9 protein-coding genes are annotated in these 17,194 nt (G+C 43.1%); all 9 read left to right on the top strand.

The genetic code is table 11. The annotated features are described in order from the left end of the window. Positions 1-127: 127 nt before the first annotated feature. Positions 128-973, top strand: a complete 846-nt coding sequence (locus CD03_RS0121225; RefSeq protein WP_027295356.1) for a hypothetical protein — start codon at positions 128-130, stop codon at positions 971-973. Between the two features lie 199 nt (positions 974-1,172). Beyond that, positions 1,173-4,811: a family 43 glycosylhydrolase gene (locus tag CD03_RS0121220; protein WP_027295355.1), complete on the top strand. Its 3,639-nt coding sequence runs from the start codon at positions 1,173-1,175 to the stop codon at positions 4,809-4,811. 144 nt (positions 4,812-4,955) lie between these two features. Further along, the gene (locus tag CD03_RS36320; protein ID WP_052377903.1) at positions 4,956-9,035 is read left to right on the top strand and encodes a dockerin type I domain-containing protein; all 4,080 of its coding nucleotides are present in this window, start codon (positions 4,956-4,958) and stop codon (positions 9,033-9,035) included. Between the two features lie 158 nt (positions 9,036-9,193). Then, positions 9,194-10,735, top strand: coding sequence for a response regulator transcription factor (locus CD03_RS34290; protein WP_081820323.1), 1,542 nt, complete (start codon positions 9,194-9,196; stop codon positions 10,733-10,735). Between the two features lie 5 nt (positions 10,736-10,740). Continuing rightward, the gene (locus CD03_RS36315) at positions 10,741-12,516 is read left to right on the top strand and encodes a cache domain-containing sensor histidine kinase (protein ID WP_152614274.1); all 1,776 of its coding nucleotides are present in this window, start codon (positions 10,741-10,743) and stop codon (positions 12,514-12,516) included. Between the two features lie 112 nt (positions 12,517-12,628). Further along, positions 12,629-12,895: a hypothetical protein gene (locus CD03_RS0121200; protein WP_027295353.1), complete on the top strand. Its 267-nt coding sequence runs from the start codon at positions 12,629-12,631 to the stop codon at positions 12,893-12,895. 150 nt (positions 12,896-13,045) lie between these two features. Continuing rightward, entirely contained in the window at positions 13,046-13,504 is a 459-nt protein-coding gene (locus CD03_RS34280) for a hypothetical protein (RefSeq protein WP_052377902.1), read from the top strand. A 69-nt stretch (positions 13,505-13,573) separates the two neighbouring features. Further along, positions 13,574-14,662 carry a PucR family transcriptional regulator gene (locus CD03_RS0121190; RefSeq protein WP_027295352.1) on the top strand — a complete coding sequence of 363 codons (1,089 nt, stop codon included), beginning with the start codon at positions 13,574-13,576 and terminating at the stop codon, positions 14,660-14,662. Positions 14,663-14,730: 68 nt separating this feature from the next. Further along, a complete protein-coding gene (locus CD03_RS0121185; RefSeq protein WP_027295351.1) occupies positions 14,731-17,019 on the top strand; it encodes a hydratase in 2,289 nt (762 codons plus the stop codon). Positions 17,020-17,194: the final 175 nt, after the last annotated feature.

Genomic DNA, 17,194 nt, shown 5'->3' with positions numbered 1-17,194 from the left:
TCTAACGAACATAGTCCTAAAGAAGTGACGGAACTCTGTGCTAAAATGATCTCAGAAAGCTGGAAGAGCTAAGGAAATTAGGGCAATAGGAAAATTGCCCTGCGCAAAGGAAGGAGAAAGCACGGGAATGAAAAAGTGGATTAGGGCAGGAATGGGGCTTTGTACGGCACTGATGTTATTTCAATCGATGCCTGTTCTGGCAGCGGAAGGGACGGCAATTTCTATGGCTGTGCAGGAGTACAGTGAAAGTGACCGAACACTTGACGTAAGCTGCCTGATGGAAAATGGGGAAAATGTAACCAATGGAAAACTCCGAATTTACTATGATGCGGAAAAAGTAGAATTAAAGCCCAGCAAGGCGGGAGAAATCCTGTCAGGAGCGCTGTTTGAAATGAATGACTGCCTTACGGGAAACAAGCCGGAGGGAGAGATTATTGCAGTTTTTGCTTCATCCCAGAATATACCTGCTGACGGAAGCCTGGTTGATCTGGAATTCAAGCTGCAGGACGGTGTGGAAAAAGGAGATGAAATGCTCTTTAAAGTAGAGGTGGATAAGCTGTCAGGAGACAGTGGAGATATAGAAGCAGACGTTTTGGACCTTACCTATGTAGTAGGAGAAAAAGAAAAGCCAAAGGATGATCCGGATGATCAAACGGAGGATGACGATAAAAAGCCGCCTGCAGGGGACGGGCAGAATGGAAACCAGAACGGATCTGGAAATCAGGGTGGATCTGGAAACCAGAGCGGAAATGGAAATCAGGGCGGAACCGGAAACCAGAGTGGAAATGGAAATCAGGGCGGAACCGGAAACCAAAGTGGAAGTGGAAACCGAAGCGGGTCTAACAGTTCTAATAAAAGCGGTGTTAAGACCGGCGATAATACACCTGTTGCAAAATATCTGGTGTTGGGTGCAGGATCCTGCCTTGTAGTTTTAGGACTTGGAGTTGCCCGGCTGAAAAGAAGAAAGAGGTAAGCGGAGCAGTATTTCCCAAAAAAGTCCTATTGGATCAAAACAAAATTCTAAATTGTAAAAAAAGTTCTAAGATAGTAGAAATACCTCAAAATAGTAAAAAAAAGAAAGAATTTATTCCTAAAAGCTTTGTAAGTGTTCGTGATACAATAACCGCGAGTTCATTGAACAGTATCAAATATAAAAAGAGAGGAAGGCATTTATGAAAAAAAGAAGATGTTTCAAAAAAGCAATTGCCGGAATATCCGTGCTGGCAATGGGGGTTTCAACAATTATGCCGGCAATGCCTGCTGTTGCAGCGGAAGAACAAATGGATACCAAAGTACGGCAGGGTGACAACATGCAGCTTACCGCAGAGGAGGCAGAGGGAAATGATTATGTACTCTATACCGTAAACTGTGGAACACCGGACCCGTCAGTAGTACCAAACCAGGACCAGGAACGTATGGGACTGTTTCAGTCAAATGTGGATCAGGCATTTGGAGCCGATACCGGGACTGGTGCGGAATGGGGGAGGAAACCAAATGATGCTTATTCCGCAGCTATTAATAACGGCAGTGATGCAACCGATATTGGAAACAGCTTTATCTATATGTCAGATGGAAGTGACATCACCTTTGACAAATACAAAAGTGCACTTGGGTATAATTTTGAGCTGCCAACAGAAAAGATCGAAGGGTTAGAGGAAAATACATATGAAGTAACCCTGGCATTTAAACATTACTGGGATAACCGTCTGGTGAATATTATGCTGGAGGGTGAGACGGTTGCTACTGATATTTCCGTTAATTATGGTGAGTGGGTAAGCAGAACTTTCACAACGAAAGTTACGGACGGTGAGCTGAACCTTCTTGTGAAGAGTCCCAGAAGGACAAGCGGCAAGGAAGATCCAATTCTGAATTATGTAAAAGTCCGTGCAGTAAAGGAAGAACTGAAAGAAGTGCCAGAGTACAGTTCCTTTACCGGTACGAAGGGAGATACCCTGTACGATACCAATGGCAATCAGATTCAGGCACATGGCGGACAGATACAGCAGCTGACCGTTGATGGGAAAACAAAGTGGTACTGGATTGGTGAGGACAAGACCAATGATTATCGTCCTGTGGGCGGTATCCATATGTATAGCTCTGATGACCTGTATAACTGGAAGGATGAAGGAATTGTACTGAGAACCATGGAAGATCCGGAACAGTTCGAATCAGACGCTTATTTCCGGGAATTATACGGAAATGAGAGCCAGGAGCAAAAGGACGCCGTATTTGTAGATCTTGATAAAAACAATTGTGTTATGGAGCGCCCAAAGATGATTTACAATGATCAGACAAATAAGTATGTTATCTGGTTCCATGCGGACGGACGCTATCCGGGCAGCGATGCTGATTATGGAAAGGCAAAAGCAGGAGTGGCAATCAGCGACAGTCCTAACGGACCGTTCAAGCTTCTGGGAAGTTATAAGTTGAATTCCCACAATGATCCCAATGGAAATCTGGGATATGACGGCTGGGAGGGACGTGGTTCAGTCCGTGACATGAACTTGTTCAAGGATGATGACGGTACTGCTTATGTGATCTATTCCTCCGAGGGAAATCAAACCATGTATGTATCTAAATTAAACGATGACTATACAGGTCTCAAAACAGCACCGGACGTTGCTGTTGAAGGTGTAGATTTTACCCGTAATTTCGAAGGCTGGTCCAGAGAAGCTCCGGCAATGTTCAAATACCGGGATAAATATTATGTGGTAACATCCGGCTGTACAGGATGGAGTCCAAACCAGGCAAAATATGCGGTGGCTGACACACCAATGGGACCATGGACAGAAATTGGTGATCCCTGTACGGATTGGGGAAGCGGAACTACATATGATACGCAGAGTACCTGTGTATTCCCTGTAGATGCAGAGAATGGAAAGTTCATTTATATGGGTGACCGCTGGAATGCAGGGGATTTAAGTGAATCCAGATATGTATGGGTTCCGGTAGAATTTCAGCCGGATAACAAGATTGCGCTAAGGAGATATGAAGATTGGACGCTGGATGATCTCAACGACAAAGGGCTCTTTGATATAATAACAGAACTTCCATCCGTGGTTTCTTCTGTAACTGATATCATGAAACAGCTTCCGTCAGAGGTAACTATTTCTTATGGTACAGATGAGGAGACAACTCCGGTAACCTGGAGCATGGGCGAGTATGATGAAAATAAAATCGGAATCGTGACGATCACAGGAAACCTTACAGAAAAGGGAAGAGAGTTTAGCAGGGATATATATATTGTAAATCCGTCAACACTGTACTTCTTTGACAGCGGGGCAGAAAAATCAGAATATTTTGATGCTGTAAAGAAAGAACTGGGTAATAAAGTTCTAAATACGGTGACAGATCAAAAATACACAGAAGAAAATAAAGCAGGATATACAGGAGTCACCGAGGCAGAGTCACCGGAAAGCTTTGACATAGGTCTGCATGACGGTAAAAGCTTACAGGAAAACGGCTGGTGGGCAGGAGACGGTAAGAATATTGAGTACGCTTTTGATCTGAACCCTGGAACGTATACACTGGCAGCTGGATTCCAGGAGTGGTGGGATACACAGCGTGATATGAAACTCAGCATTAAAATGGGTGATCAGGTTCTGGCTGAGCAGGATTTTACACTTGCTGCAAACGATGGAAATTTACAGGTCAGCCAGTCATTTGAAGTAACAGAAGCTGGAAAAGCAGTTGTGACTGTTAGCAAGAGAGGAAGTGCAAATCCGGTACTCAGCTGGATTGGAGTTCTGGGCAGCGTTGACGAGCCTTCTGTTGGTGTAAACAAAAACAGCCTTCAGCATGCTATTACCATGGCAGAAAAACTGGAAGCAGAGCAGGACGCAAATAACTGTTATACAGAGGAAAGCTGGGCAAAAGTACAAAAAGCACTTGATGATGCAAGAACTGTGATGGCAGATACGGAAGCGTTACAGGAAGATGTTGACTACGCATTCCTGAAACTGATTTCTTCCTGCAACCTCCTAACGGATGGTATACAGAAAATGGGTCTGAATGCAGTGATTGAAGGTACAAAGGCAATATTGGAAAACGAAGAGGAACTGGCTGAATATACGGAAGAAAGCGTTGAGGCAGTTAGAAAAGCATTAGCAGATGCAGAAAAGGTATATGCAGAATCTGGCGCAGATCAGGAGACAGTGAATGCAGCTGCCAGAAAGCTAATGGATGCAGTGACGGGAATGCTGGTGAAAACAGAAGAAACCAGACTTGACATTCTCATCCGAAAAGCAGAAGAACTTCTGAAAAACAAAGACCAGTATACTTCTGCAAGTGCTGCCAATCTGGAGAAAGTCCTTGCAGAGGCAAAAAAAGTAGCAGGAAACAGCCAGGCCAGCGAGGCACAAATCAACGAGAGTTATGCAAATCTGGCTAAGGCAATGACAGATCTGGTAAGAAAAGGTGACAAGGCAGAACTGAAAAATGCTTTGGATAAGGCAAATGAGATTATAGCAAATTCAGGAAAATATCTGGAGGACACAATCTCAGGACTTCAGGCAGTAATTACAGAAGCCCAGACTGTCTATGACAGTGGCGATGCAGACACAGAAAAAGTCGGCGAAGTATTAAAGAAGCTGGTAAATGAAATACTGAAGGCACGGCTGAAAGGTGATGCAGATCTGAACGGCGTGGTAGATACCAGGGATTCAGCTGAAGTGTTAAAATATGATGCCGAGCTGAAGACATTGACAAAAGAGCAGATTAAGGCAGCAGATGTCAATGAAGATGGAGCAGCAAATACCAATGATGCAGTGTCAATACTGAAGTATGCTGCCGGTAAAATTGAAGAGTTTTAAGGATTCTCACTGAACATCTGGAGGTTTCGGAGATAGTCCGGAAATAGATTAGATAAAAACGGAGAGCAGAATCCTGACACAGGTGGTCTGCTCTCTGTTTTTATTGAAAAGAAGTGGACTCAAGATCGGAAAAAGGAGAAAGATATGAGAAATAAAAAAAGATTAAAACAGACAGCAGCTGGAATGTCTGCACTGGTTATGGGGGCATCAGCTATCCTGTCAGCTATGGCGCCAATACCTGTAATGGCTGCAGGAGAATCAAAAGTGGCAGGAGAGATCGCTGTAAATCCGGACATTCATTACCAGACACTGGATGGATGGGGCACATCACTATGCTGGTGGGGAAATATCATCGGCTCCTGGGGAGATGCAGACTGGAATGGAAATGGAAGAGCTGACCGTGAGGAAATCGCGGAAATGGCATTTTCGCCGGAATATTTGAATCTGAATATTGTACGCTACAATGTAGGCGGCGGAGACAAAGCAGATTCTTCCATTAAACGGTGCGAAGGTCTGGTACCCGGCTGGACAAAGGATATGACCGGCACGGAAGATGGAAGCGGAGAATTCAATGGAGATGCTTTTTACGCAAAGTCTACAGAAGAAATGAGCGATGCAGGGCAGTTGTGGATGCTGGAACAGGCGAATCAATACCGTTATGATTATGCCAGGGAAACAGGGGAAGAAAATACAATTATCAACAAAGTATTTTCCAATTCACCGCCTTATTACATGACAAAATCAGGTTCTTCCACAGGAGGCTACTGGGAGGATTCCAACAACCTGAAAGATGATTATTATGATGATTTTGCCATGTATATGGCAAGATCTGCAAATTGGGTAGACCGGAATCTTAAATCAAAATATGGAGTCGGTGTATCTTATATTGAGCCGCTGAATGAGCCGGACACCAATTACTGGCATGATGGAAGCACAAAGCAGGAAGGCTGCATTTTCAATACCGGAGAACTTCAGTCACGTGCATACCGTGAAATGCAGAAAGCTTTAGAAGCTGAGGAGTTCCAGGGGAATCTCAATGAAATGAAGATTACCGGAACAGATGAAACAAATCTGTGGACGTCAATTAATTCCTTTAACAGATTGGATGATGATATAAAAGCCAACATGGATACTATCAGTGCCCATACATACAGCGGAAGTGACAGTGAAAGAAAGGAACTGCGCCAGATTGCAGAAAAGTATGACAAGGAATTGTGGATGTCTGAGGTTACCAAAGGCGGCGGAAGTCACTATGAAGGATGCCACGAATCTATGGATGCCGCTAATACCCGTTCCCAGAGCGAAGGAATTATGGCAGATCTTAAATATATGCAGCCTAGCGCATGGATTGCATGGCTGGTGGCAGACAGTGAGTATGAATGTCTTCAGACCAATTCTAACTGGGGGCTGATTCATGCAGTATTTGAAAAAGATGGACAGCCGGTGCCGGATTACCATACAAATCTGGTGGATGAAAACGGTAACCGGAAAGAAGGCGTGCCGGGTGAAGGATACTGGGCAGTGACAAAACAATTCTATACCATGATGCAGTACAGCAAATACCTGAAAGCCGGATACACTATGATTGATATTCAGGAAGGCAACATGTGTGCAGCTATTTCACCGGAAGGTGACGAGCTGGTTATCGTTGCCCAGAACTTTGATGATGAACGGAACACAACGGTGGATCTAAGTGCATTTCCCGGTGCTGCAGCTGCAGAGCTTTATCGTACTTCTGATTCAGAGAGCTGCCAGCTTACAGAAACGCAGGATGTTACAGATGGTGTGCTGGATATGACACTGCCGTCAAACTCCGTATCTACTTATGTAATAAGAGCAAATGACAAAAGTGCAATCTGCAGTCCCTCCAATTATGCAAAAATCGTGGATGCAGATGTAGAAAAGCCGGAAGAAGAGTGGACCTCAGATATTAATAAGTTTAGCTATGCAGGTTCCTGGGGAGATTCCGCAGATGATTTCGGAGGTGGAAAGTATACCACAGCACAGGATGGTTCGGCTGACTTTACCTTTGAGGGCAGTCAGGCTTTAATTTATGGAACAAAGGCACCGGAAGGGGCACTTGTAAATATAACCGTGGACGGCGGGGAGCCGCAGGAAGTATCCCTGGTTTCCGCAGATAAAGAGGGCAGTACAATTCTCTTTAATACAGGAAGCCTTGGAGAAGGTACACATACCATATCCATATCCAAAGCAGCGGATCAGAATGAAAAGCTGCTGGAGATCAGCTGTGCAAAAGTGGTAAGGGGAACGCTGGAAGAGAAGGTTGAAAAAGTTGAAAAAAGTAAAACAGTGTATACCGTAAGCGGGGTGCAGCCTCTGTTGCCGGCTGCCGTATCTGCCTGGACAAATATGGGCAACAAAGTTGAAAAAAATGTTGTTTGGAAGCTGGAAGGTGTTGATTTTACAGGAAATGTAACACTGGAGGGGACTGTCCCGGAAACATCTGCCAGAGCATCGGTAGAGGTTAAGGTTGTAACAGGAAATGTGCAGTATTTTATTGACTGCAACAATCCGGGTTCACCGGAATATACACGGGTTAACAGCTATGCAAAACTTTTAAATGAGACCCCGGATCAGAAATTAACGAATGGAACCTGGGGATACCTGGAGGAATACGGCGCATACACCGGGGATAAAAACGATAATTATGACACCGGATGGTACGCAGGCCAGGGGCAGTCAATCAGCTATGTGGTTCCGCTTAAAGCCGGTAACTACCGTGTAAACCTGGGATTCAAAGAATGGTGGAACCAGGACCGACCAATGAAGGTATCGGTGACAGCAGGAGATAAGACTACGGAGCTTGGTACGGCAAATACCTGGAAGGGAGGAAATCCATGGAGTGAGGAAGTCTATGAGTTCACCTGCGAGACGGAAGAAAATGTTACATTTTCCGTGGCAGCAGACGGCGGGCCAGATCCGGTACTTTCCTATCTTCGGATTCAAAATATACTGGAAGTACAGGAACTAAAAGAAGCACTTGCCGGGGCAGCAGCAATTGACAGAAGCTTGTATCCCATGGAAAAACTGGCAGTGCTTGATGATTTAGTAAAAGCCGGACACCCCCTTCTTTACCAGGCGGGAACAAGTCAGAAGGATGTTGAACAGGCAGCTTTGCATATCCGTACAGCACTTGCAGATCTGAATGGCAGCGGTGAAACAGAAGAAACGGATCTGACAAGCCTGAGACTGGCAGTTGCAATGGCTGAAAAACTGGAAATACAGCAAAACCAAAACAATTGCTTTACAGAAAGCAGCTGGGCAGCCGCAGAAGAGGCCCTTAACATGGCAAAAGCAGTGCTGGAGAAGCCAGACGTTTCCCAGGAAGAAGTGGACTTGGCATTTTTGAAATTGATTACAGTATGCAACCTTTTGGAGAATGATACCCAGAAAACAGGTCTTCTGGCAACAATTGAAGGAGCTGAGGCGGTTCTGGCAGACGAGGAAAGTCTGGCACAGTATACGGAAGAAAGCGTCCAGGCAGTCAGGAATGCCCTGGCGGAGGCAAAAAGAGTATATACAAACGAGGGTATGAATCAGGAGGAAGTAAATGCGGCTGCCAGTAAGCTGATGGATGCAGTAACAGGTTTACTGTTAAAGAGAGAGGACTCAAGGCTTGGCATACTGATTCAAAAAGCAGAGGCAATGCTGAAAAATGAGGCGCAGTATACACCATCCACTATCGAAAAATTAAAAACAGCACTGGAAGCGGCCAAGGCAGTAGTCAAAAACAGTCAGGCCAGTGAGGCGGAAATCAATAAGGCATACAATGAACTGGCAGCTGCCATGACATCCCTCGTGAGAAAGGGGAACAAAACAGAGCTTAAAAATGCACTGGATATGGCGGATAACATGCTACAGGAACCCGGAAAATATCTGGGCAGCAGTATAGCTGGACTTCAGGGATTGACAGACGAAGCCCGGAAGGTTTATGATGATGTAGAGGCAGATGCAGAGCGTATCGGCGAAGTATTGAAGGGGCTGATCAATGAGATTCTTAAAGCCCGCCTTATGGGAGATACGGACCTGAATGGAGTGGTAGATACAAATGACTCCGCGGAACTGTTAAAGTATAATGCAGAGCTCAGACCATTTACTGAGGAACAGGAACTGGTAGCTGATGTAAACGGGGATGGAACAGCAGACAGTGGTGACGCAGCGGTTATTCTGCAGTATGCGGCGGAAAAAATTGTATCATTTTAGCAGATCCTAGAACCTGTTTTACATGCGCTGAAGCGTATTTAAACAAGGCTCTGATAGGTGAAGCAATAGATCCGGATGTATCTTACTAATTTAGGATATGTCCGGATTTTTTTGCTTATGTTTTACCCGGGGAAAGTGTATGTCAAACAAAGGAGAAAATGGAGAAGGAAAAGAAAATGGAGAGCAGTTGTAAGATAATGATAGTAGATGACGAATTTATCATGCGGCAGGGAATACGATTTATGATGAGATGGGAAGAGGAAGGGTATGAAATAGTAGGGGAGGCATCCAATGGAAAAGAAGCACTGGATTTGATTCCTTCACTGGAACCTCACATTATTCTGTGTGATATTGCTATGCCGGTCATGAGCGGACTGGATTTCATTAAGGTAGTAAGCAGAGAGTATCCGGAAATTAAAACCGTTGTATTGAGCAGCTATGATAATTTTGAATATGTCAGGGAAGCACTGTTAAATGGAGCGGTAGACTATGTTCTGAAGCCTACGCTTAATTCGGAGGAACTGCTGAAGCTGGTAAGAAAAGTATCTCAGAAGATACCGGATCTTCAACTTAAGAAAAAAACGGTTTCCGGCCTGGATAAGATGCTGGAAAGATATCTGGCAGGCTATGAACATGAACTAAAGGGAGCGGATGAGTTTCTGAGAGTGCTGCCCCACAGCTGCTATCGGCTGTTTGTGCTGCCGCTGCGGTGCAGGGACAGCAGCGGCGTTGATATGTCTCCTGTGTTATATGAGAAAACAGAGGAATTTCTGAATAGCATTCCCTACTGCAAATATTTAAGGTTTCTCCTGCGCAGAGAAACTTTATGTGTAATTCTGAATTATGGGGTGAGGGACGAGGACAGGCTGATTGAGGATCTGCATGCATTTATGGAGCAGATAGGACTAATTTCAGAGAGAATTCTGGGAACTCTGGGATTCCAGTATAAGAAACTGGAAGACTTAAAAAAAGATTTCCAGACACCTGGTTTTCTGGAACGGGAAAGTTTCTATTACAAAGGAGTGCATTTGTGCAGCATCCGGGAAATTTCAGAGGAGGAATCACTGGAGAAGTTTGATTTTCGTAAATTTGCATCTGCGGTAGTATCGCATAAATACAATGAGGCAATAGGAATTTTTCGGGTCTATATCGAAAAAGCAGTAAATAGCCAGTTGCCGGAATTTAAGCTGAAAAACCAGACAAAAAATCTTCTGTATAACCTCATAGGAGATTCAGAAGAACGGGTGCAGGAATTGGAGGAAATCAGCCGGGAAGCTTTTGATAAAATTGAGAAATCATCCTGCTGTGAAGAATTCCTGGAGGTTTATGAAGAGATGCTTGATAGGATAGAGACGGTCCTTGAGACCACGGAGGAGGACCAGAATGTATATCTTGGAAAAATACTGGATTATATCCAGAAACATTATACAGAAGAACTGAATCTGCAAAATCTTGCAGAAGAATTTAATTTCAGTTACTCCTATCTTTCCGCCTATTTCAATCAGCATGCCTGCGAGGGATTTAGTGAGTATCTCAATAAAATCCGCATACAGAAAGCCTGTGAGTTTCTGAAAGATTCCAGATATTCTATTGCACAGGTCAGCTCTGTGGTAGGTTATTCCGATCACAGCTATTTTTGCAGGGTATTTAAGAAAATCGCAGGTAAAACACCCAGTGCATACAGAAGGGATAGTCGGTGATCCGGATGAAGAGAAGCATATGGACAGGAAAAAAAGTGCACTCCAACAGCATGGTTACTAAAATTCTTGCAGTTGTGACTGCCGGAATTCTGTGTGCCATTCTTGCAGTTACTGCAGTCATTATCGGTATGTCAAAAAAAATATTTGTAGATACCTATATAAGGTCCCAGGAGAAAGTGTTTTTAAGGATCGAGCATGAACTGAATAATTATCATGAAGATCTGATGAAGCTGTTCAGTGCGTTAAATTCCAGCTGGAATTTAAAATTGTACCTGCATGACGGAGCGCAGAGCCCTCAGTTTACATTTAAGATAACGTATAAGGCTGATCAGGACATGAAGAAAGCAATCCCCTCAAGTATGGACAATATCAGTGCCATGGTAGTCAGCAAGAGCGGAAAGAGTTATCTCAACCGGGAAGAAACAATAATAACGCCTGTCTCAGAAATTATTGGTTCGGAAGAAGCAAAATATGCACTGGAAAATCCTGAGACGGTGCAGTATATATTTAAACAAAACGGCTATACCTCAACGACCAGAAATACGCCGGTGATGATGGCGGTAAAAGCGCTCAGGGCAACCGGAAGTGAAGTCCCATACGGGGTGGCATACATAACACTTAAAGAAAGAGATTTTAAGAGGTATTATGAATATTTTACTTCACAATATGCGGAGTTTTATATGGTGGATCAGACAGGTAAGGTTGTTTCTTCCTCTGATAAGCAGATGGTCTGGAAGCAAATGCCACAAAAGAATCCGGGTATGGTACTGGAAAAAAAACTTGCCTATTATCACTGTACGGCATATGGCATTATCAACACCCAGAAAGCGCTGGGTAACCTGTATAATGAACCGTTGCTCTGGGTTATCTGTGGAGGCATTATGGCGGCGGCAAGCATCATAATATTCTTCATAACCAGACAGACAGCACGCCCCCTGTCCAAACTGGTATATAAAATGTCAAATGCCAGAAAGACCCGGTATGATGAACACATAGAACTTACGGGATCTAGAGAAATTGAGGAATTATCCTGTACATACAATGAGATGCTGGACGAGCTAAACAGATATATCGGTGAGCTTCTGACAATCCAGAAGGAGAAACGCAGGGCGGAGATTGCGGCTTTGCAGATGCAGATAAACCCGCATTATATTTATAATACCCTCGCAAGCATAAAATGGCTTATTTTTCAGGGAGATGTTGAAAAATCAACCAAGACTATAGATGCCTTTATTGCTCTGCTGAGAAGTACAATCAGCAATATGGACGAGTATATTACCATAGAAAGGGAAATAGAAAACCTGAAAAATTATGTGCTGATAAATAATACCAGATACGGTGATAAAATACAGGTGGAATATTTTGTAACCTTCGGATGTGAGGAATGCAAAATACCGAAGATGATACTGCAGCCATTTGTGGAAAATGCATTTTTTCATGCGTTTCCTTATGAGGCAAAGGGAAATATCAAGATTTTGGTTCGTATGCTCAGTGGAAAGCTTCAACTTCAGATTATCGATAATGGTGTGGGGATAGCAGACGAGAACCTGCGAAAATTAACAGGAGAAAATGCCAAAACAGATCATTTCAGCGGAATAGGTATCAACAACGTGTCTGACAGGCTGAAACTGCTGTATGGAAGTGAGTACGGAATCAAAATTGAAAGCAAGGAGAACCGGGGAACAACAGTTACTATCCTGATTCCGGTGAAAAACCAGCGTACCCTCTGGCTTGCATCAGAAGGGGCAGCCACAGTACCGGAGGGAATTCCCCCATGTTAGGTATTGCAATTTAAACTTTATCCGGCAGGTACCCGAACAAAGATTGCAATCAGGTCTGAAATATTGTAATATTATAATAGGAAGAAATCCAAAATGACAGGAGGGCAATAAAATGTTCAGTTTTAATAAAAGTGATGTTTATATAGGTTACTCTCTGGTTGAAATGAACCGTGTCCGTGACATTCTGGACCGGGAAAAGATTAAATACGATTATAAAGTCATCAATCACGGCGGACAATGGATTCCTGGAAGAGGTACGGCAAGAGCAAATTTTGGAAGTGCCGGCGTGGACCCTGCTTACGAACGACAGTATAAGATCTTTGTGGAAAAAAAGGATTATGAAAGGGCAAAATACCTGATTATTCAAGAAAATAATTGACGGCAGTAAATATCTCCTTCATAATAGAACATAATAAGTATAACAATAAGATTTAATAAAAATAATTACCATATGCAGATAAATGAATAAATATGCAGACATATGTAAGGAAATCAGATAGAAATACCGAAGATGATATAAGGAGCCTTTATGGATGAATTAAACAATGCACAAACAGATGTGGAATGGGAAAAAGAATACCGGGGCATTTCGGTTAAATATGAGAAGAGCTGGGTGCGTATTGTATGCGACCAGATTTTGAAAGATTATCTGGATGAGGAAGGCAATGGCTCGCTGGCACTTGCGGACTATGCCCTCGGACGATACAAGGAAAAGTTTGGGTGTGAATTGGAAATTAAGAGGCATTCATTGGCGATAGAAATTCTCGCCCATGTTTACGCCGACAAGTTTGCAGGATCCATGCTGGATGTGAAAAAGGGACTTGCGCCCACGGAATTGAAGGCTATGGAGGCAAAAATGGAAGACATTAAATCCCATACCGGTATCATTGACTGCGGAGAAAAGTCTGTGGATTCGAACCGTGTGGTGTGGGATAATCTGGAACCGCTCCATGGAATTATTTATGGGGTGATGGGGAAACATGCGTAAAACATTTGCTATTTTCCCGAAAATGTTTTATAGTATCTGTATAAATTTACAAAGTGAGGAAGTGAAAGAATGATTTCAAGCCAGGTTTTACAAAATGCTATTGACGAATTACGTGCAATCACCAGGATTGATTTGTGTATCATGGATCTGGAGGGCCGTTTGGTCGTTACGACATTTGCAGACAATGACATCGCAGGTGATACTGTGCAGCTGTTTGCTGATTCTGCAGCTGACAGTCAGGTTATACAGGGATATCATTTCTTTAAGATATTTGATGAGAGAACCGTAGAATACGTGCTGATTGCCAAGGGTTCCAGCGAAGATGCATATATGATAGGAAAAGTTGCAGTCTGTGAAATCCAGAATCTGATTGTAGCTTATAAAGAACGTTTTGATAAGAATAACTTTATCCAGAACTTATTGCTGGACAACCTGTTATTAGTAGATATTTATAACCGCGCAAAGAAGCTTCATATTGAAACGGAAGCAAGACGTGTGGTATTTATGGTAGAAACAAAATATGAGAAGGATAACAATGCACTGGAGACAGTAAAAAGCCTGTTTGCATCAAAACCGAAGGATTATATTACTGCTGTAGATGAAAAAAGTATTATTTTGGTGAAAGAATTAAAGCCGGAGGATACTTATGAGGATATTGATGAGATTGCCAAGATGCTTAGAGACATGTTAAATGCTGAGGCTATGTCCAGTGTCCGTATAGCTTACGGAACGATTGTGGATGAAATTAAATTGGTATCGAAGTCTTATAAAGAAGCGAAGATGGCGCTGGACGTGGGGAAAATCTTCTACGTTGAGAAAAATATTATTGCATACAATACACTGGGTATTGGACGACTCATCTATCAGCTTCCGATTCCGCTGTGTCAGATGTTCATGAAGGAAGTATTCGGAGAAAAAATGCCGGATAGCTTTGATGATGAAACCCTGATGACCATCAATAAATTCTTTGAAAACAATCTGAATGTCTCCGAGACTTCCAGACAGCTTTTCGTTCATCGTAATACGTTAGTTTACCGTCTGGAAAAACTCCAGAAGAGCACCGGTCTTGATATCCGCGTGTTTGATGATGCATTAACGTTCAAGATTGCCCTCATGGTTGTAAATTATATGAAATATATGGAAATACAGGATTTTTAAAATTAAGATAAATCAGAATCTGTCTCAGACAGGTTCTGGGAAACAAAATAGAAAAGGAGTAACTATCAATGGTAAAATTATACGATAATGGCGTATACCTGTTGAACGGGACAGAAATCGTGGAAGATAATGCCGATGCTGCTGCCGTTTTAAAAAGCAAATTAGGCGATAACGTTCCTGCAAAAGCCGAGGCTGCCAAAAATACAATTGCTTATGGTATTTTAGAAAGCCATAATACTTCCGGAAATATGGAAAAGCTGAAGGTTAAATTTGACAAGCTCACATCCCATGATATTACGTTTGTTGGTATTATCCAGACAGCACGTGCATCCGGACTTGAAAAATTTCCGGTACCATACGTTTTGACAAACTGCCATAACAGCTTATGTGCCGTTGGCGGAACGATCAATGAAGACGATCACATGTTCGGACTTACCTGTGCGAAAAAATATGGCGGGGTTTATGTTCCTCCTCATCAGGCAGTTATTCACCAGTTTGCCAGAGAAATGCTGGCAGGCGGAGGAAAAATGATTCTGGGATCTGATTCTCATACCCGCTATGGTGCTTTAGGTACAATGGCAATGGGTGAAGGCGGTCCGGAGCTTGTAAAACAGTTATTGTCAAAAACTTATGATATTAATATGCCCGGAGTAGTAGGTGTTTATCTGGAGGGAGAACCGGTTAAGGGTGTTGGACCTCAGGACGTTGCACTGGCAATTATCGGAGCCGTATTTGCCAATGGGTATGTAAACAATAAAGTAATGGAATTTGTGGGACCGGGAGTTGATAAGTTAACTGCTGATTTCAGAATCGGCATTGATGTTATGACTACGGAGACCACCTGTCTGTCCTCAATCTGGAAGACCGACAGTGAGATTAAGGATTTCTATGACATTCATGGAAGAAGTGAAGAGTATAAGGAACTTGCACCGGGAGCCGTAACTTACTATGACGGTATGGTCTATGTAGATTTAAGCCAGGTAAGACCAATGATCGCAATGCCTTTCCATCCAAGCAATACATATACCATTGAGGAGTTAAATGCAAACTTAATGGATATCCTTGCTGATGTGGAAAAGAAGGCGCTGGTAAGCCTGGACGGAGCTGTAGACTTTACTTTAAAAGATAAAGTACGCGGCGGCAGACTCTATGTAGATCAGGGTATTATTGCAGGATGTGCCGGCGGCGGATTCGAAAATATCTGCGATGCAGCAGACATCTTAAAAGGTGCAAGTATTGGATCTGATGAATTTACCCTTAGCATTTACCCGGCAAGTACGCCGATTTATATGGAGTTAGCTAAAAATGGAAGACTAGCAGAGTTGATGGCAACAGGAGCCATTGTGAAGACGGCATTTTGCGGTCCTTGCTTTGGTGCAGGTGATACACCGGCGAATAATGCATTCAGTATCCGTCATTCCACCAGAAACTTCCCTAACAGAGAAGGAAGTAAGCTTCAGAACGGACAGATTTCTTCTGTAGCACTTATGGATGCCCGTTCCATTGCGGCAACAGCTGCAAACAAAGGATATCTGACAGCGGCAACGGATGTGGATGTAAATTACAGCAAACCAAAATATTTCTTTGATAAGAGTATATATGAAAACCGTGTATTCGACAGCAAGGGGATTGCAGATCCTTCTGTTGAAATTAAATTCGGACCGAACATTAAAGACTGGCCTGCAATGTCTGCACTTACGGACAATATGATCCTCAAGGTAGTATGTGAGATTCATGATCCGGTTACCACAACGGATGAGCTGATTCCTTCCGGAGAGACTTCATCTTACCGTTCCAACCCACTGGGACTGGCTGAATTTACCCTTTCCAGAAAAGACCCGGCTTATGTTGGACGTGCGAAAGAGGTATATGCAGCTGAAAAAGCAAGACTTACCGGCGGTGCACCATACGATGCCCTGGCAGAGTTGGAACCGGTTGTAAATACCATCCATACCTTATACCCGGATGCAAATGAGCAGAATACCGGAATCGGAAGTACCATTTTCGCCGTAAAACCGGGTGATGGTTCTGCACGTGAACAGGCAGCTTCCTGTCAGAAAGTACTTGGAGGATGGGCAAATATCGCAAATGAATATGCGACAAAGCGTTACCGTTCCAATCTGATTAACTGGGGAATGCTTCCATTCCTGGTTGATAAAGGTGATCTTCCGTTTAAAAACGGAGATTATATCTATGTACCGGATGTGCGTAAGGCAATAGAAGACAAAGCAACTGAGATTAAAGCTTATGTAGTGGGTGACACAATGAAAGAGTTCACCCTTAAGATGGGCGAACTGACAGATGATGAAAGAACCATCATCCTGAAAGGTTGTTTAATAAATTACTATAAAGGTTAATAATAGAAAGACAAAGGCATAGTCTTATACAAAGGACAATGCTTTTGTCTTTTGCTTTTAGAGGAAATTCCACAACGTAGATCTGACACAGATTTTACAAAAAACAGACTTGAGTTTTATGATTAACTGCTACAATCAGGAAAAGCGGACTGTGTTCTGCTTACGACAAAATTAA

Source organism: Robinsoniella sp. KNHs210 (genome assembly GCF_000686105.1).
Taxonomy (GTDB): Bacteria; Bacillota; Clostridia; order Lachnospirales; family Lachnospiraceae; genus Robinsoniella; species Robinsoniella peoriensis.
The sequence above is the reverse complement of the archived record's forward strand: the minus strand, read 5'-3'. Positions and strand labels throughout refer to the sequence as shown.